Annotated in this window: 17 protein-coding genes and 1 tRNA gene; 9 read left to right on the forward strand and 9 right to left on the reverse strand. The window is 57.4% G+C overall.

Annotated features, from left to right (window positions below; genetic code table 11):
* Positions 1–14: 14 nt before the first annotated feature.
* The 7 genes from VFA76_07230 (at position 15) to VFA76_07260 (ending at position 6,241) form a co-directional block, all read left to right on the forward strand.
* Positions 15–743: a TIGR04282 family arsenosugar biosynthesis glycosyltransferase gene (locus VFA76_07230; GenBank protein HZR31630.1), complete on the forward strand. Its 729-nt coding sequence runs from the start codon at positions 15–17 to the stop codon at positions 741–743.
* On the forward strand, positions 740–2,044 hold the full coding sequence (locus tag VFA76_07235; protein HZR31631.1) for a glycosyltransferase 87 family protein: 1,305 nt from the start codon (positions 740–742) through the stop codon (positions 2,042–2,044). Before VFA76_07230 ends, VFA76_07235 begins: the two co-directional genes overlap by 4 nt.
* A gap of 139 nt (positions 2,045–2,183) precedes the next feature.
* Positions 2,184–3,425 carry an epoxide hydrolase gene (locus VFA76_07240; protein ID HZR31632.1) on the forward strand — a complete coding sequence of 414 codons (1,242 nt, stop codon included), beginning with the start codon at positions 2,184–2,186 and terminating at the stop codon, positions 3,423–3,425.
* 161 nt (positions 3,426–3,586) lie between these two features.
* Positions 3,587–3,937 carry an extradiol dioxygenase gene (locus VFA76_07245; protein HZR31633.1) on the forward strand — a complete coding sequence of 117 codons (351 nt, stop codon included), beginning with the start codon at positions 3,587–3,589 and terminating at the stop codon, positions 3,935–3,937.
* A gap of 196 nt (positions 3,938–4,133) precedes the next feature.
* Complete coding sequence (locus tag VFA76_07250) at positions 4,134–4,715, forward strand: type 1 glutamine amidotransferase family protein (GenBank protein HZR31634.1); 582 nt, start codon at positions 4,134–4,136, stop codon at positions 4,713–4,715.
* A gap of 599 nt (positions 4,716–5,314) precedes the next feature.
* A complete protein-coding gene (locus VFA76_07255) occupies positions 5,315–5,476 on the forward strand; it encodes a GIY-YIG nuclease family protein (protein HZR31635.1) in 162 nt (53 codons plus the stop codon).
* A 30-nt stretch (positions 5,477–5,506) separates the two neighbouring features.
* Positions 5,507–6,241, forward strand: a complete 735-nt coding sequence (locus VFA76_07260) for a hypothetical protein (GenBank protein HZR31636.1) — start codon at positions 5,507–5,509, stop codon at positions 6,239–6,241.
* A 17-nt stretch (positions 6,242–6,258) separates the two neighbouring features.
* Here the strand turns inward: VFA76_07260 and VFA76_07265 are convergent, their stop codons facing one another.
* From VFA76_07265 to VFA76_07275, 3 genes are all read right to left on the reverse strand, one after another.
* Positions 6,259–7,314, reverse strand: coding sequence for a radical SAM protein (locus tag VFA76_07265; GenBank protein HZR31637.1), 1,056 nt, complete (start codon positions 7,312–7,314; stop codon positions 6,259–6,261).
* 9 nt (positions 7,315–7,323) lie between these two features.
* Positions 7,324–8,124 carry a methyltransferase domain-containing protein gene (locus VFA76_07270; protein HZR31638.1) on the reverse strand — a complete coding sequence of 267 codons (801 nt, stop codon included), beginning with the start codon at positions 8,122–8,124 and terminating at the stop codon, positions 7,324–7,326.
* Between the two features lie 110 nt (positions 8,125–8,234).
* Entirely contained in the window at positions 8,235–9,347 is a 1,113-nt protein-coding gene (locus VFA76_07275; protein ID HZR31639.1) for a PP2C family protein-serine/threonine phosphatase, read from the reverse strand.
* Positions 9,348–9,513: 166 nt separating this feature from the next.
* On the opposite strand from VFA76_07275, the gene VFA76_07280 reads away from it, so the two are divergent.
* Positions 9,514–10,071 carry a dihydrofolate reductase family protein gene (locus tag VFA76_07280; GenBank protein HZR31640.1) on the forward strand — a complete coding sequence of 186 codons (558 nt, stop codon included), beginning with the start codon at positions 9,514–9,516 and terminating at the stop codon, positions 10,069–10,071.
* Between the two features lie 165 nt (positions 10,072–10,236).
* On the opposite strand, the gene VFA76_07285 is transcribed toward VFA76_07280, so the two are convergent.
* Positions 10,237–10,313: transfer RNA gene (locus VFA76_07285), tRNA-Met, on the reverse strand.
* 125 nt (positions 10,314–10,438) lie between these two features.
* Here VFA76_07285 and kdsB point away from each other — a divergent pair.
* Positions 10,439–11,194, forward strand: coding sequence for a 3-deoxy-manno-octulosonate cytidylyltransferase (gene kdsB / locus VFA76_07290; protein ID HZR31641.1), 756 nt, complete (start codon positions 10,439–10,441; stop codon positions 11,192–11,194).
* Here the strand turns inward: kdsB and VFA76_07295 are convergent.
* From VFA76_07295 to VFA76_07315, 5 genes are all read right to left on the reverse strand, one after another.
* Complete coding sequence (locus VFA76_07295) at positions 11,164–12,318, reverse strand: M48 family metallopeptidase (protein ID HZR31642.1); 1,155 nt, start codon at positions 12,316–12,318, stop codon at positions 11,164–11,166. The two genes, kdsB and VFA76_07295, sit on opposite strands and share 31 nt — an antisense overlap.
* Positions 12,319–12,349: 31 nt before the next feature.
* Complete coding sequence (locus tag VFA76_07300) at positions 12,350–13,774, reverse strand: phosphoglucomutase/phosphomannomutase family protein (protein HZR31643.1); 1,425 nt, start codon at positions 13,772–13,774, stop codon at positions 12,350–12,352.
* A gap of 27 nt (positions 13,775–13,801) precedes the next feature.
* Complete coding sequence (locus VFA76_07305; GenBank protein HZR31644.1) at positions 13,802–14,908, reverse strand: mannose-1-phosphate guanylyltransferase; 1,107 nt, start codon at positions 14,906–14,908, stop codon at positions 13,802–13,804.
* Between the two features lie 56 nt (positions 14,909–14,964).
* The gene (locus tag VFA76_07310) at positions 14,965–15,969 is read right to left on the reverse strand and encodes a type I phosphomannose isomerase catalytic subunit (GenBank protein ID HZR31645.1); all 1,005 of its coding nucleotides are present in this window, start codon (positions 15,967–15,969) and stop codon (positions 14,965–14,967) included.
* Positions 15,970–16,067: 98 nt separating this feature from the next.
* Positions 16,068–17,270 (reverse strand): pyridoxal phosphate-dependent aminotransferase, encoded by a 1,203-nt coding sequence (locus VFA76_07315; GenBank protein HZR31646.1) that lies wholly within the window; start codon positions 17,268–17,270, stop codon positions 16,068–16,070.
* Between the last annotated feature and the right edge of the window lies 1 nt (position 17,271).

The raw sequence follows: 17,271 nt of genomic DNA on the forward strand, positions 1-17,271 counted from the left end.
CGCGTCAGAATTTTATGAAATCTCCCGGCGACACCGCCGCGCGGTCAGGTAGTGACCGTGTGCTGGTAATCATGGCGAAAGCGCCCAGGCCCGGCGAGGTTAAAACCCGCCTGGCTTCCAGTCTTTCTCCTGCGGCGGTGACCTCCTTCTATTGCTGTCTTCTACAGGACACGTTGGCGCTGACGCGGTCATTGGGCGATGTGGAAGTTGCCATCATGTGCCCGGAGTCGGACGTAGACGAGCTGGCGCAGTTGGCAGGCAAGCAAGCGAGCGTAGTTGCGCAGAAGGGCAAGGGTCTAGCTGCCGGCCTGACTTCCGTGTTCGCGCACTTCGCAGAAGGTCATCAGCGACGCACCATCGCCTTCAACAGCGACAGCCCGCATCTGCCGCGTTCCGTTCTCGAAGAGGCCTTCGAAACCCTCGCGGCGCATGACGTAGCCGTCGGGCCAACGTACGACGGTGGCTACTATCTGGTCGGAGCCAAAGTTTTTCATCCCACGCTTTTCGCACACGACGGAATGGGCACGAGTAGCGCGCTGGAGAGACTCCTATCGCGCGCACGAGCTCTCGAGCTCTCCGTAGGTTTCGCAGCTCCTTTTTACGATATTGATGTAGTTGACGACCTCACCCGATTGGCAGAGGAGTTGCGGTTGGTTCCGGCGAGAGCGCCGCGCACAGCGATGTGGCTTAAAGAGTGGGAGCTTGGGGCGGCAAAATTACGGACCGGCAGCGGAGAAATGTGAAGATCACCCCCGCGTGGAGAGTGTACTTACTCGGCGCCATCTTGCTTGTGGCGCTGAGCATCTGCGCACGCAACTTCGGCGATAGAGGGGGGCCGTACTTCATGGCCTCTTTGACGCTTGCGGGCATGGTGTACCTCTTGGCGGTCCGCGAGTTTTTCGCTGCACCAAAGTTGTCCCGAGGCGTTGTCGTGGTTGGGCTGGTCCTGGCTGCGGCGTGGCACATTGAATTTCTTCGGCTGCCCTCGGGCGCCGATGACGATATTCATCGCTATGTCTGGGATGGCCGCTTGCAGAGGCTAGGCTACAATCCCTATCTTGTCCTTCCCAGCGATCCTGCGGTTAAGGGCCTGCATACGCCGGAAACCCGTAACTTGAACAACCCCGATCTGCCGAGCCCATATCCACCAGGAGCCCAGCTTTTTTTTCGCGCAGTGACCGCCATTCGCGAATCGACATTCGCGCTGAAAGTAGCATTCGTGGTTTGCGAGTTCGCAGTTGTCTTCGTTTTGCTCGATGTGCTGCGTTCTAACCAGAAGGCGGCGCACTTGGCTCTGGCGTTCTCCTGGAACCCATTGTTGGCCATTGAGGTGGCGGGAAGCGGCCACATTGACATTCTGGGCGCGCTGCTGTTGGTGATATCTGTCGCCGCGCTCGCGCGCAATTGGCGTGCGGCCGCAGCCCTGACGTTTGGCCTGGCTGTTGCGGTGAAATTCCTGCCGATTGTACTGCTGCCCCTTTACTGGAAGCGGATTCGCATTCGCGACGCTGCGCTGGCGGCTGCCGTGGTCGCACTGCTGTATGTCCCGTTTCTTGATCACGGCCGCATTCCGGTCGGCTCGCTCGGTGCGTATCTGCGGGGCTTTCGCTTTAATGGTCCCGTGTTCGCGATTCTCGATAGAGTGGCGCCTCCGCCGTTGCTAGCCGGGCTGGCAGTGCTCGTCGGATTAGCGACTGCCAGCTGGCTAAGAAGACGCGCGGTGCCCAAGTCGTCTTCCGACGTATTTGTCTGGCCCATTTTTTCTTGGCCCATGGCAGCATCTCTTTTGTTCGCACCCGTCGTATTCCCCTGGTATCTTCTCTGGCTGCTGCCATTTCTGGTGTCGGCCTCGACGCTGCCGATCATCATCTGGACCGTGAGCATTGCCCCCACTTACATCATGTGGCACTTGCGCGCACTTGGGCGTCCGTGGGGGGCGCTTCCCGGTTGGGTAATGCTGCTGGAATACGGATGCGTTGCAATGGCGGGTGCAATTCTCTGGTTGCGCCGACTCAGACGAGCCCCTCGCGATTACCCTCGTTGACCGGGTTGAGTGCAATCGCCCGTTAACAACACTTTACGAACTCGGGAGTACAATGTGCCCTCGAAAGACGGGAGGACGTGTACGCCGAATCTCCTCGATGTCAAATCAAACATCCACAATTGCACGAAAGGAGGACACCATGACTCAAACCATCGCTACACAGAAAGCCAGCGCGCAGACATCTGACCAGACTGCGATTCGTCCGTTCCAGGTGAATGTTCCGCAGGAGGAACTCACCGAATTGCGTAGGCGCATCAATGCTACAAAGTGGCCAGAACGGGAAACTGTCACGGATGAATCCCAAGGCGTTCAGTTAGCGACGATTCAGGCGCTCGCGCGCTACTGGGGAACGGAACACGATTGGCGTAAGTGCGAGGCAAGACTCAACGCCTTGCCGCAATTCATTACCGAGATTGATGGGCTCGACATCCATTTCATTCACGTTCGGTCGAAACATGAAAATGCGTTGCCGCTCATCGTAACCCACGGATGGCCGGGCTCGGTCATCGAGCAACTGAAGATTGTCGATCCACTCACCAATCCTACGGCACATGGCGCGAGCGCGGCTGATGCTTTCGATCTGGTGATTCCCTCCATGCCGGGCTACGGCTATTCAGGTAAGCCCACCGCTACCGGCTGGAGCCCCGAGCGCATAGCGCGTGCCTGGACCGTGTTGATGAAGCGCCTTGGGTACACGAAATTCGTGGCGCAAGGCGGCGATTGGGGTGCGCTTATTGTGGATATGATGGGCCTACAAGCGCCTCCGGAATTGCTCGGCATCCACACCAACATGGCTGGCGCGGTTCCCACCGAAGTTGACACGGCGGCCTTTACCGGGGCTCCGCCGCCGCCCGGTCTTTCAACCGAAGAGCGCGAAGGGTATGACCGGCTTGCTTTCTTCTATAAGCACGGCCTCGCCTATCTCCTGGAAATGGCGAATCACCCGCAAACGCTCTACGGGATTGCGGACTCACCCATCGGCCTTGCGGCGTGGATAATCGATCACGACGTGCGCAGCTACCAGCTGATCGCACGCGTCTTCGACGGAAAAACTGAAGGCCTCACGCGAGATGACATTCTCGACAACATCACACTCTATTGGCTAACCAACACGGCGGTCTCTTCGGCTCGTCTTTACTGGGAAAACAAGTTGGGAATTTTCGCGCCTAAGGGCGTCCGCATCCCGGTTGCGGTGAGCGTCTTTGCGAACGAGATCTATACCGTTTCACAGCGTTGGGCAGAGCAGGCGTATCCCAAACTCATCCATTACAATAGGCTCGACCAAGGCACGCACTTTGCTGCCTGGGAGCAGCCGCAACTCTTTTCAGAAGAGATGCGCGCGAGCTTCAGATCATTGCGCCAGCTGGCAAAAGCAGCCTAGTCGCAGCTTAGCACGCAAATTGCGATAAGCCTTGTGCGGAGTGAATGGACTCCGCACTTTTTTTGCTCTGGAAAAACTAAACTGGAGGCACGTCGAGAAGGGCGAGGGCGAGTATCAGCCTGCGAACGCTTGACGGCCCAAAGCGTTTTCGGAGGGGCAAAATGATTTCAGCCGCGCATATAGTTGTCTACAGCAAAAACGCCGAGGCGGACCGTACATTCTTCCGCGACGTTCTTGGGTTCAAATCCGTGGATGCGGGTCATGGGTGGCTGGTCTTCGCGCTCCCGCCAGGAGAAGCTGCATTCCATCCCTCCGATAAGAATGGCGCTCACGAACTGTATTTCATTTGCGACGACCTGAAAGCCGAGATGGCTTGCCTGGCGAAGAAAGATGTTAAGTGCTCTGAAGTTCAGGAAGCGCGATGGGGTTCGATTACCAGGATGCGCCTTCCCGGTGGTGGCTTGGTTGGCCTGTACCAGCCAAAGCATCCCTTAGCTATAGGCTTGAAATGAAACGTCCGTGTTCTGAATTGCCCAGCGAGCATGGCACACTTTGGACTGATTGACTCCCGAATGTCGGCAACCCGGAAGTAATTCGGTTACTTTCTGCTTGCCCGTTATCGAGGAACAGTAACCTGGCCCGTCATCGGACCGACCACATTGGTGAGACAATGAAGAAAATCTCTTGCTCCGGGATAGGTAACATCGTATGGATGCCCAAACAGCATGCCTGTTCGTCTTCGACGGCTTTGCGGATTGGGAACCCGCGTCCGTATTAGCCGAGCTGCGCCGAACCTTCGGATTCTCCGTCCAGGTTGTCGGGCTTACAAGAGATCCAGTAAAAAGTATGGGCGGGCTGAACATTCTTCCGGATCTTCCCATCGCCGACGCCCAGCCGGAATTTACAAATATTCTGATCCTTCCAGGCGGGGATGCCTGGATGCGCGGAGAAATGAAAGAGGTCACGGCCTTCATAAGGGCTGTTGCAGCGGCGGGCAGGCCAGTAGCGGCGATCTGTGGGGCGACGCTCTCTTTGGCACATGCGGGGCTTCTTGACCACCATCGTCATACGAGTAATGGGAATGGCTTTATCCCTAAACATGTACCGCAATATAAAGGTCATCAGCTTTACCAGAAGATGCGCGCTGTGAGGGACGGCAACGTGATCACCGCAAACGGCCTTGCCCCCTTTGCGTTTGCAGCCGAAGTTTTTCGAACTGTAGCACCTGATCGAGGTGACGACATAGCGACGTACGAGGGCCTTTATTCGCGTGGTCTGCTTGATGACTAAAAGCCACAATGTCTGGAATCTCCGATGAAAACGGGTCCGGGACAGTTCGTAGGCAAACAAGAAAGTGCCAACGATGGCTTCGGGATTGCCGTTATTCACGAGTAGCAAAGCTCTCAGCACGAGTTGCGCTTCCGTGTAATCAGCCGCATTCAGCACCAGTGGGGTGGACTCGACGTCTTAGTGAACAATGTCGGGGGATCAGATGCTCCGAACGGCGGATACAAAGCCCTCTCTGACGACGACTGGCAAAAGGCGCTCTCAATACCTACAACAAAGGCCTTGCAAACGAAGTTGGGCCAAAGGGTGTCCGCGTCAACATGATCTCGCCCGGATTTCCTTCGCTTGAAACCTAGGTCCCTCGCTGCGCTCCTTCGCAAGCTCAGTCGCCCTACGCTCGGGATGACATTTATTTACGGGGAATGGCGAAATAGCTATTTATGGGGAAATGGCGAAATAGCACAAAGGCCTAGCAGTCCTGACAAGCCTTCTGTCTCCACCAAATCCATCCCTTCCCAATGTCATCCCGAGCGTCGCAACGCTGAGCTTGCGAAGCGGCGCAGCGAGGGACCTAGGTTTTTCTCTCCCCAGAAGGGACGCTTGTGTCCGGAGGGAAGTCCTACTACGTCTACATTGTCACCAATCCTTCCCGTACGCTGTACACCGGAATTACCAATGACCTGTATCGCCGAGTCGCAGAGCACAAGCACAGAGAAATTCCCGGATTCTTGTATCCACAAACCTTTGCCCATCATCTACACTGAGTCCTTTCAATTCACCGAGGAGCCACCGCCATGGCACATGTCCGCGCAAAGCTGATTTGTCTTGCGGGTTTTGTGGTACTGATCCTTGCTGGAATGTCCTGGGCGCAACAGCGCCCGCCGATTCTCGAAAAGATTGCCAAGGCCTATGGCCTGGATTCGTATGGCCAAATTGATGCCATCCGCTACACGTGGAATGGGGAGATTCCCGGAATCTTCAAACTGGCGCACGCGTGGGAATGGGAGCCCAAGACCGGCAAGATCTCCTTCGAGGGGAAGGATAAAGACGGCAAGCCGGTCAAGGTCAGTTACATGAGCTCCCAGCTCGGCAGCCAGCCAGACAACATCAAGAATGAAGTCGAACCGGCTTTCGTCAACGACAACTACTGGCTTCTGTTCCCCTTGCATGCTTATTGGGACACCAGCGCCACCGTGACCGATCAAGGAAGACATAAACTACCGATGAGCGCCGGCTCGGCCACGCTGGTGTCTGTGAAATATCCTCAGGAGGCTGGAGGTTATACGCCTGGCGATACCTGGGATCTCTATGTGGGCAGAGACAACCGCGTTCAGCAAATGGTTTACCACCGCGGCGGCCCCAAGAAGCCGAGCCTCGTCACTGTCAACTGGACAGGCTACAAACAGGCAGGGCCTCTGCTGATTTCAACCGAGCACCGCGGCAAAGCCGATGGCAAGCCCCTGCACATCTTCCTTTCGGATGTGGCGGTCAAGGTCGCGGGCTCGGATACGTGGGTGAACGCGAAATAAGCGGCAGGCGAATCAGACTACCTGGCAATCACAACCGTGGTGCAGGAACTACTTATCTTGGGCAGATCGCGGTTAGCGGCCATGCGGATCTCGAGGCGTGGGCGCTCACCCCGAACGATCGGGCAATAAAAGTCAGGCTGTAGCAGTGCGCCTTGCAAGCGTCGCCGTCCGGCACATCCGCCGTGGCACGGCTCACGGAACTCGCAAGCCTCGCACGCTTGAGGAAGTGTCCGTGCGTGCTCGAAAGGCGTTGAGTTCAGGATGTTGTCCCCTGCAGAGATCAAGGCTGAAAGCGGCTCCCCTGAACCCGGCCAATAGACGCACGGTTGCGTCGTGCCTCGTGGTGTCACCCGTACGGTGCTCACGCCGCAACCGCCCCGGAGCGGTGGGAGTCCCACCATTGCGCGAACCAGCGGTTCGCCAATAGCAATCACGTCGGTCTCTTCGAAAAGGCGCCGAAACCCCTGCCAGTACTCTTCGTAGCTCAGAGCATAGACGTCCGATCGCACGGCTTGGTACACATTGATTCGCAAAGGCGCGTCAAACGGTTTGGCTACTCGTGCCACATCCGCTAAACGCAAGTAGTTTGACTTCATCATCACGGCAACGATGGTTACAGGAACATACAGCCGCAGACACCGTTCTGCCTGCGCATGGATAAGTGTCCAATTGCCCTCACCCCGCTGTTCATCCTGCTTGGCTTGCGTTGGGTAATCGAGAGAGAATTCAATGTCATGGAAGGCGCGCAGTTCATCGTCTTCCAGAACAGCAACACTATGGCCGTTGGAAGTGATGGTGAGCTTCACCGGTTTCGTTTGCAGATAGGCCAGTATGGCCTTGAAGTCCGGATGCATGCCGTTCTCGCCGGTGCCGAGATTCACCGAGCGTATGGGCAAGCGTTCCATGACTGCCTTAACTTGATCCAGGGAGAGACGATCGGTGCGAGTCGGATCGCGGTAGCAAAACGAGCAGGCGAGATTACACTCGTTCGTAAGACCTAGCCCGAGTGCAATACCGGCCTCAGGCGTCATGCGAGTTCCGAAAGACGAATACTGGGCTGTGACGTTATGCATGCACGTCCTTCACGACGGGACGGTGCGATGTCCCAGGGATTGCGTGTAGCGGGCGACGGCAACAAATTCCGGCCGCTTGCCCAGCTTGCGCTCCAGCTCAAAAATCCGCTCGTACTCATCATCTCGCGAAACGCTGGGCGGCAAGTAATCCGACAACACCCGTACGCCTCGTCGTGCAGTTACTGCAAGCGAGGATTTTAGCAGCATGGCTTGCAGGCCCTCTGCCGTAAACAGCCGCACCCTTCCTCCGTACAGGGACTCATTTCCCCATTCAGCAGTGAGATTATGTTCGCTCGCCGCCAAGTCGCCATCTTGTATTGCGGCCTTTAACACCTCGCCCGCCTGGTTACGCGCCAATACTGACATTATGCTGGACGTATCTCGCAAGGCGCGGGCCGCACTGCGCAAAACAGCACATGGATCGTCAACATATTCCAGGATGTTGTGGCAAAGAATCACATCAAACGAGTCGGCATGGAACAAGTCTGGCAATTGGTTGGCATCGCCATGCTTCAGCGCAATCCTCTCTGTTACTCCCGCCTCCTGCGCTGCACGTGTGGCTAAATCCAGCATTGGCATGGACGCATCCAGCACCGTGACGTGAAAACCGAGCCGGGCCAGGCGCACCGCGGTCGTGCCCGTACCGCCGCCAATATCTAAAGCGAGCAAAGACCGCGTGGCCGGCGGGAGAAACTCCTGTAAATTGGCGAAGCCGAGGTCGAGGCGCAATCTCCCCTCGGGCGTCTTGAGGTAGGCGGCGTACTTGTCCGCGCCACTCCGGAAGCGTTCGCCGTCGGAATCGGTAATCATTTTCTTAAAATGCCACTGAGAATGGAGACGATACTATCGCAGGTACGGGATTGGGCATCCTTTGTTATCGCTCGCCGAGCGGAGCAACGGTATAAGTAGTTTCGGCGTTTTCATGTTCGTTTGACTATAAGCACAGTCTTGTCGTCAATCAACGCCTCGTCGCCGTTCGCTCGGAGTTCGTCATCTTGCTTGATCGCCTGATCCAGCAAAGCATTGCAGATGTCCTTAGCCGACTCTCGGTAATGCTCACGCAAAACCGCTTCAAGTTGCTCGCGTGCTTGCTTGTCGCTGCCGTCGTAAACTCCGTCAGTGTAGAGAACAAGAATGTCTCCCGGGCTCAATAGCGTGATCTCGGCGACATCGGAACGGTCGAACTCTTTGTGCCGGACGCTCACGGAGTAGTATTTCTTACGGTCCGGATGATCTGCCGGGATCTGCAGCCCGAGCGCAAGGAATTGCACCATGCGGCTTTCACCTATGTTCATGAATTTGCGATACTCCGCCGAGAACACCAGCGGCGGAGGATGCCCAAAATTCACGAAACGAAAATGGCCGCCAGGCCGTACTTCGCCATATAGCATGGTCGCGATTTCACGCGCATTTTCTTTTTCGGTCATTCCCAGTGCGTTACGCGCGGTGACCGACTGCGCCAGCCGCAGATTGAGGTTTTCCAGAAGGTCCGGCGTGGTTCTTCCGTAGCGATCCAGTTCGGTGAGCATCAAAGCATGGAATGTGTCGTGCACCGTAGACGCAATCTTGGCTGAGATGATTCCGTGTCCCTCCGCGTCCACAACCAGAACACCCGCCGTCGAGCAAAGCTCGCGCAAGTCCTCCGCCACTCGCAACTGCTCGGAGCTCCTGGCAAATCTATACTCGGCCTCTATCTCGGGCCTGTAGTCGGGGGTTTGTTTCAGCCATTGCACGTGATCGTCAACCGAATTGCGCACCGGGACGCCTGGCGGAAGCGGCTCGAGAAACTCCTTCGCTAGGCGTTGGGCCCGCTGAATACGCACCGTAATGTCGTAACGCTGTTGAAAATTGATGTACTCGAAAAGGTCGCCACCGACAGTTCCTGCAGGGATGGAATTGCCAAACATCTCGATGCCGCGAATGTGCGGAATCGCACCTTCGACGGGCATCAACCGCTCACGCAAGTATTCATCAATACTCGGAACGGTGTACGCCGTCGTCAAAACCGGTGGTTCTGAGTTCTGTCCTTTCAACACTCCTCCGATTCGTGGCATTCCCGATGGGATTTGGACCCGGTGTTACCGCCGTGAAGGGACTCAACCGATTGTAACGCGAGGGCCGCGATCGCTTTACCTCGGGTCGAATGCTGTGGTCTCCGCATGATGGCGCATGCCATCCCATCGGAGGTACCCTTCTGTAATGCGACCCCTTCGGTATTCCATCAACGTCACTTTGGACGGGTGCTGCGATCATCGTGCAATTCCCGCAGACGAAGAGTTGCATCGTCACGCGGTCGAGAACCTCGAGCAAGCCGATGCCCTCCTCTTTGGGCGGGTGACTTACGAAATGATGGAGGCAGCGTTCCGGCTGCCGGCGCGGGCGGGAGCGAGGCCTGATTGGATGGAACCCTTCGCCCGGACGATAGACGCGGCAAAGAAGTACGTCGTATCGAGCACCCTGGACCGGGTCGATTGGAACGCTGAGCTCGTGCGCGGGGATCTAGGGAAGGCCGTTCGGCAGCTCAAGCGGGAGTCGGGTAAGGGATTGCTCGTGGGAGGCGTGAAGCTCCCGCTGGCCTTGGCGGAGCTAGAATTGATCGATGAGTACGAGTTCGTAGTGCAGCCCAGGCTAGTGGGCCAGGGGCCGAGGTTGTTCGCGGGGCTATCGAAGCATATTGACTTGAGGCTCGTGGGCCGGCTGGAGTTCAGCTCGGGGGCGGTAGCTCTGCGGTATCGCTCTACAAGCCGTTCGTACTGATCACCTGTTCAGCCTCACCCACACCGGGGTTCATCTTCCCCACTTTCCTAAACCATCCCATATCAAGCTCGACCACGAGTTCTTCGGATGGCTGCACGGGAGTTGGGTAGCGCAACCACGTGAAGCTCGCATTGATGAGAAATTGCCGGAAGTGATTGAGACAATTGGTGGCGGCGGTTGGACTCGAACCAACGGCCTAGGGATTATGAGACCCTCGCTCTAGCCACCTGAGCTACGCCGCCCACTACGCCCCCAAAAATAGAGACGAGAATCAATTCTAACATCCGGTTTTGGGGCACCCGCAGCCCTGCAGGATTCGTGCCCGCGGGTGGAATGGCTCGCGGACAATGTTACATTGACCTCTGCGATGAAAGCCGTTGCCATCATCCCGGCGCGTCTTGCTTCTACCCGCCTTACGCGCAAAGCATTGCGCACCATCGCGGGTGAGCCCATGCTGGTCCAGGTGTATCGCGCAGTGAGGGCCTGCGATCTCCTCGACGACGTGCTGGTGGCCACGGACTCGGAAGAAATCATGGCAGTGTGCCGGGAAAAGGATTTGCACGCGCGGATGACTTCCACGACTCACCGCAGTGGCACCGAGCGCGTGCACGAAGTTGCGGAATCATTGGCATCCGATGTTTACATAAATGTCCAGGGCGATGAGCCGATGGTGCGCCCGGAGCACATTGCGTCGCTTTTGGAGCGCATGAAAGATCCGGCGGTGGAGGTGGGGACTTTGTGCACACCATGCGCGCCGGAAGATGTAAACAATCCTAACGCCGTCAAGGTTGTCGCCGATGCTAACCTGCGGGCACTCTATTTTTCGCGTGCCACCATTCCATTCGATCGAGACCACAGCGGCGCTTCGCGTTATTACAAGCACTTGGGTTTTTATGCGTACCGCAAAGCGGCGCTCGACCGTTTCTGTTCGCTGCCTGAGTCCGCATTGGAACGCAGTGAGCGACTGGAGCAGTTGCGATTTCTGGAGAATGGAATTCCCATTTACGTTGCCGAAACACCTTACGACACCATCGGGGTGGACACGGAAGAGGATCTCGCCAGGGCCGAAGCGGCCCTGACCGCGCGCGCCGATCAGCGACGGGCCAGCACTCGAGTACGCTGACCGTGAGCTTTGGCGGCGGTGATACGTTTCGAGATCGGCGGATGCGAATGGAACAAGAGTTCCACCCACTTTGAGGGGGTGCGCTCCGCCAGGTTCTGGTCAGCCAGCTTGTTCATGGACGAGATGAATGGTTCCACGCTGGCTATGGAGTTAAAAGCATAGCGATCGGCTTCACGCTCGTTGTGCCGCGAATAGGCATTCAGCACCGGAACGAGCAACAATGAAAGTATGGTTGAGACCAATATCAGCAGCGGAAGATTGGCGAAATCCGACAGTCCAATGAACATTTGGCCGTGGCTCACCGCGTAACGCAGCACTTCATTTGCTGCCCAGAACCCCACAAAGGTTACTGCGACTTGTATACCGATGCTTTTCAGGATATGGCGGTGAACGTGATGACCGAGCTCGTGGGCAAGCACCGCCTCAATTTCATCTTCAGAGTAGCCTTCAAGCAGCGTGTCGGCGAGGATGATGCGCCGCGTTTTGCCAAGTCCGGTCAGCGCCGCGTTCGCTTTCTTACTTTTCTCCGAGAGCTTCCATTCATAGACCCCGCGTACTCGCGTTCCGGCGCGCTCACTGAGCCGCAACAGACGGTCCTTTAGCGATTGGTTTTGCAGCGGCTTGAATTTGTAGAAGATTGGGAACAGTACCACCGGCGCGATTTGCGCCATCAAGACAAAGAATCCGATAAATACCGCCCAAGCGATCAACCACCAGTACTGCTGCGAGGCGCGGATGATGTAGTAAACGATCTCCACCAGCACGACCGCCAGAACCAATCCCACAAGCCAGCCTTTGAATTCGTCCCAAAGCCAGGAACTAAAGCGCTGATTGGAGAGCTTGAAGCGGTGCTCCAGCCGGAAGCCGTAATAATCCAGGCCGAATCCGATAATTTTGCTGATCACCATCAACGCGGCCACATACAGAAATACTGCGAGCACGTAATTCTGGTGAGCGCCCTGATAGGCAATGTCGCGTAGGGTGCCCGTCCAGCCGGTAATCAATAACGCCAGCAGTACCCCCAGGCCGACTGCAACGTCGGCAATCCCCAAGTATCGGCGAATACGGTTGTAGCGCTGCGCTTCGGGTGTGTCGGTGGAATTCTGCAAATCTACGACTGTCATTCGATAAGTAGGGGCCAGAGAATCAGATTAACTAAGCCGCCGACCGCTGCAATACGAACGCCTCACCATTGCCCAACATCTCCTTTACCAGCTCGGGGGAGGCGCCCTCGGCGTAAAGCCGCAAAAGCGGCTCGGTGCCGGAAGCGCGGAACAAGATCCAGGCTTCCGCGCCCTGGCCATTGGTCGGCGCGTCTAGAAATAACTTTACTCCATCCAGGCCTTCTTTGCGGAGCACCGGGTAGCGGCCAAGGCGGTTGAGATCGCCTCGTGCTCGCACGATGGCGGCTTGCTTCACGTCATCGGGAATGTGCAGGTCGAGACGGCCGTAGTAATGTTCCCCGAAATCCTTCTGTAGGTCGGCGACCAATTGGCCCAGGGTTTTGTCTTCATCGGCCATCACGTTCGCCAGCAGCAGCGAATTCAGAATTCCGTCGCGTTCTGGCAGGTGGCGGGAGAATCCGATCCCGCCGGACTCCTCACCCCCGATGAGGACCTCGCTCGCCAGCATAATGTCAGCAATGTACTTGAAGCCGATGCTGGTCTCATGCAGCTTGCGGCCGTGGCGAGCGGCGATGCGGTCCAGCATGCGGGTAGTATTAAACGCGCGCACCACGTCCCCTGGCCATTTCTTACGCTCGAGTAGCCAGCGCAGCAAGATGGAAAAGATTTTGTGCGAATCCACGAAGCTGCCATCTTCGGCGACTGCGCCAATTCGATCCGCGTCACCGTCCGTAGCCAGACCGGCGTGGCAGCCCTCGCGCACTACGGTTTCCTGAAGCATCGCGGTGTGCGGCTCAATGGGTTCGGGATTGATGCCGGGAAAAAGCGGGTTGACCTCATCCCGGATGGCGATGTAACGCACGCCGGCGGAATCGAAGGCGCGGGCCAATACGCCGCGACCCGAGCCGTACATGGTGTCAATCACCAGCTTGAAATTGGCTTTGGCAATTTTCTGCAAGTCGGCGAATTTGCAGATGGCTGAAAGATACGCATCCTTCAGGTCGGTTCGCTCAATGCGGGCGGGAACCGCCGCCTTGGGCCTCGCGCCGGAGTGCAATTCTGCTTCTACTAACTTCATGATCGCGGGCGTTGCCGAGCCACCAAACTTGGCTTTGAACTTCACTCCGTTCCAGTTGAAAGGATTGTGGCTGGAGGTGACTACCACTCCGCCGGCTGCGCCTCGCTGCCGAACTGCAAAAGATACCGCCGGGGTAGGAGTGTAGTCGTTGGCCAGCGTGACTGGCACCCCCGCGCCGGCCAGCACTTCGGAGACAACCTCGGCTGCGCGTGGTGATGCAAAACGAGTGTCATAGCCGACCACGACACCGCGTTGGGCATCCTCGTGTTTCAGCACGTAGGAGGCGATCGCACCGGCGACACGGCGAACGTTGTCGAAGGTGAAGTCGTCGGCAATCAGGCCGCGCCATCCATCGGTGCCGAATTTAATCTCAGCCATATATTTGTTCACTTCCTGATCGTCGGCTCATACCAGATTCGCCATTTTCTTGTCGTCCAGATATTTCACTATTTTTCCCACATCCTGGGAGTGCTCACGGGTGGTGATGAGCAAAGCGTCGTCGGTTTCCACGACCACCAGGTCGCTCACTCCGACCGTGGCCACGAACTTGCCGGGGGCGTGCACAAAGTTGCCCCGCGCATTCAAAGCGAAGCCGCCCGCAGCATCAACTACATTCGTTTCTGTGCGTGACCGGTTGGGCGCTCGGAACTCGTAGAGCGCCGCCCAGGAGCCCAGATCATTCCATCCCACCTCGACCGGAATGCAAAAAAGATTGGATGCATGTTCCCCCTTGGCAGAGCGGGGTTCGAGCACGGCATAGTCAATGCTGATGTTTTCGCATTTCGGATAGAGCCGCCGGAATGTGCTCGCAAACTTGGAGGTACCGAAGGTTGCGGCAATCTCTTCCAGATAGGGCGCGGTTTCGGAGAGGTGCTCCCTCAGAGCCCGGGCGAGAGTGCTGGCCCGCCATAAGAACATGCCGCTATTCCAGAAGTAATTCCCCGCTGCCAGGAATTCCTCAGCGCGCTGCAGATTCGGTTTTTCGGTAAAGCGCCGGACGTGGTACACGTCGGGCGAAACACGCTGCCCAGTTTCGATGTAGCCATACCCGGTCTCCGCCCGGGTGGGCTTGATGCCCATCACCACAATGTTGTCACCCGCGGCCGCGAGTTCAACCCCCTTGGCAAGGACAGCACGAAAGCGGCTTTCGTCCGCAACTACATGATCGGAAGGAAACATTCCGATCACGCCCTGAGGATCGCGACGTAGCAGGATAAATGCTGCCAGCCCAATGGCTGGCGCCGTATTGCGGCCTACAGGTTCGGGGATGGTTTGTTTTCGGTCAATGCCAGGGAGTTGGCGGTTAATTTCACGATACAGGTCCTGGTTAGTGATGATCCAAAAATGTCGCGGGCCGACCAGAGGACGCAGCCTTGCCACGGTCTGCTGGATCATGCTCCGCTTCCCGTCGAGGGAGAGCAATTGCTTGGCGCGACGTTTGCGGCTGAGCGGCCAGAAACGCGTGCCGCGGCCTCCCGCCAGGATTACAGGATAGAAATTGTTTTTTTTCACGTGTGTTGGCGCCGAATCACGGCTGCTGACGACTCATGCGAAGCGACCATCGTAAATCAAATCCTGGTTACAGGCTCGGGAAGCGGCCCCGAAGGCACGCGGGCCCGCAAAAACTCAAGCGTCCACTGCGGCCGCACGCGGTAGTCGTCAATGGATGCTGGTATGACGACCGCATCACCGCGAGCAAACGTCACCGGTTCCGTGCCCTCGGCTTCCACCACGCCGCAGCCCTCCAAGGCAACCAGAATCTGCACCGAAGCGTGGTCTACTCCGCCATGTGCCGAGAATTCTTTCGGCTCCTTCAGCGCAAATTTATCCACCACAAAGTAAGGCGACGTAATGAGCTCTGAGGAGTTCCCATTGTTGCTTGTCCTGAGAGTGTCCTCTGACGAGCGCACCACTTTGCCTGATCCAGTGCGTTCCTTCACGGCGTTCAGCCCCTGATCCAGATGCAGAGGACGCGGCCTTCCGTAGTCATATAAACGATAGGTGGTATCGGAACTTTGCTGCGTCTCCACCAGGATGGATCCCGGCGAAATCGCGTGCACCGTGCCCCCGGCCACATAGATCATCTCGCCCTCATGGATGTCAATCCAGTTGAGCAATTCCTCGGCACGGGTCTGCTCGATGGCCTCGCGCAATTGGTTCCGCGTGGTTCCCGGCTTTAGTCCTAAGGCTACCTGGGCCCTCGGCTCCGCAGCCAGCACATACCAACATTCAGTTTTTCCCCAAGGCTGACCCACGCGTTGGGCGCACTCATCGTCCGGGTGGACCTGAACAGAAAGCTTGTCGTGTGGGAATAAGAACTTCAGGAGCAGAGGGAACTGATTCGCGTCTCGCGCCGACTTGCCGACCAGGTCGCGCCCGTACCTCGCGGAGACGTCAGCCAAGCGCTGTCCCGCTAGGGGGCCGTTCGCCACCCGACATTCGTCCCCGGTCAGCCAGGCCTCGCCAATCTTCTCTGTGAACTTGCGGCCGCTGTAGATAGGAGAAAGGTCGAGCGCACCCCACGGACGGGGGCTGAACTCAGGCAATAATAGAAGTGGATATAGTTCCGCCATTAGGGATAAGAGACACGGCTGGCCTTAGCGCAGGCCTGTCCACTAAGTATAGAAGCTCAATCCAAGCAGAGTAGTTGCCGCAGGATCAGCATTCTTGGCTATAAGGAGGCAAAGAACTTACGTATCCGCTCCAACCCTCGGTCAATTTCGGCTGCCGAGGTGGCGTAGGAGACGCGAACATGCTCTCGGGTCCCAAAGCCTTCGCCTGGGACGGTTACCACGTGGGCTTCGCGAAGCAGGCGGTTGGCCACCTGGGAAGCAGAATCGAGTCCGCCCCGGCCAAAAAATGCCGAAATATTCGGATAGGCATAAAAGGCTCCCTCCGGTTTGGCACAGCCAATTCCCGGAATACCACGCAGTCCCGCCACCACGTGATCGCGTAGCCTGATGTACTCCGCCCGCATCTCTTCCACACACTGCTGCGGCCCTTTGAGCCCCGCGACTGCCGCCTTCTGCACTATAGAAGTCGGGTTAGAAGTGGACTGACTTTGCAGCTTCTGCATGGCGCTGACCACCGCTGCCGGCCCCAATGAATAGCCGAGTCGCCAGCCGGTCATGGCGTAAGTCTTAGAGAGCGAGCCGATTATGACCATGTTGTCGCGGAATTCGCGTAACGCTCCTACGGAAAATCTCTTGCCGGTGAAGTTCAAATAGACGTAGCACTCGTCGGAGATTACCCAAATGCCTCGCTGGGCAGCCATGCGGACGATGGCCGTCATGTCTTCCGGACTCAGAACCGCCCCCGAAGGATTGGACGGTGAATTAAGGATGATCACCTTGGTGCGCGGGGTGATGGCGCGCTCGATCATCTCCGCAGTAAGCGCGAAGTCCTTACGTTCGTCGGTCTCGACATAAACCGGTTTGCCGCCGGCATAGCGAACGATGTCTTTGAACGACACCCAGTACGGAACCGGGATAATGACTTCGTCCCCGTGGTCCACCAGCACCTGAACGGCATTGAACAGCGCGTGCTTGCCGCCCACCGATGCCATGACCTCCTCGCGGCGATACCCCGAATTGAAATCCGCCGCGTGGCGGGCCACGATTGCGTCACGCAGCTCGGCCGTGCCCCCGACCGGCGTGTACTTGCTGAAGTTCGCCTGAATGGCGGCAATGGCAGCTTCTTTAATATGCTGCGGGGTGGAGAAATGGGGCTCGCCGGCGCCAAAGTCCACCAAATCAATGCCCTGGGCGCGCAGCTTATCAGCCTCGCTGACCACGGCCATGGTGGCGGAGACTTCGATCCTGCCGATCCGTTCTGTGAAGGTAGTCACCGGTCGCGCTTCCGTCGTGGATGCCATG

Source organism: Terriglobales bacterium (assembly GCA_035651655.1).
GTDB lineage: Bacteria > Acidobacteriota > Terriglobia > Terriglobales > Acidobacteriaceae > DASRFG01.

Bases quoted from the DNA above. Each gene is read 5' to 3' on its own strand.
- VFA76_07270 (HZR31638.1), bottom strand. From the start codon at position 8,124: ATGATTACCGATTCCGACGGCGAACGCTTCCGGAGTGGCGCGGACAAG.
- VFA76_07280 (HZR31640.1), top strand. From the start codon at position 9,514: ATGCGACCCCTTCGGTATTCCATCAACGTCACTTTGGACGGGTGCTGC.
- VFA76_07295 (HZR31642.1), bottom strand. From the start codon at position 12,318: ATGACAGTCGTAGATTTGCAGAATTCCACCGACACACCCGAAGCGCAG.
- VFA76_07315 (HZR31646.1), bottom strand. From the start codon at position 17,270: ATGGCATCCACGACGGAAGCGCGACCGGTGACTACCTTCACAGAACGG.
- VFA76_07230 (HZR31630.1), top strand. From the start codon at position 15: ATGAAATCTCCCGGCGACACCGCCGCGCGGTCAGGTAGTGACCGTGTG.
- VFA76_07250 (HZR31634.1), top strand. From the start codon at position 4,134: ATGGATGCCCAAACAGCATGCCTGTTCGTCTTCGACGGCTTTGCGGAT.
- VFA76_07240 (HZR31632.1), top strand. From the start codon at position 2,184: ATGACTCAAACCATCGCTACACAGAAAGCCAGCGCGCAGACATCTGAC.
- VFA76_07260 (HZR31636.1), top strand. From the start codon at position 5,507: ATGGCACATGTCCGCGCAAAGCTGATTTGTCTTGCGGGTTTTGTGGTA.
- VFA76_07265 (HZR31637.1), bottom strand. From the start codon at position 7,314: ATGCATAACGTCACAGCCCAGTATTCGTCTTTCGGAACTCGCATGACG.
- VFA76_07310 (HZR31645.1), bottom strand. From the start codon at position 15,969: ATGGCGGAACTATATCCACTTCTATTATTGCCTGAGTTCAGCCCCCGT.
- VFA76_07300 (HZR31643.1), bottom strand. From the start codon at position 13,774: ATGGCTGAGATTAAATTCGGCACCGATGGATGGCGCGGCCTGATTGCC.
- VFA76_07245 (HZR31633.1), top strand. From the start codon at position 3,587: ATGATTTCAGCCGCGCATATAGTTGTCTACAGCAAAAACGCCGAGGCG.
- kdsB (HZR31641.1), top strand. From the start codon at position 10,439: ATGAAAGCCGTTGCCATCATCCCGGCGCGTCTTGCTTCTACCCGCCTT.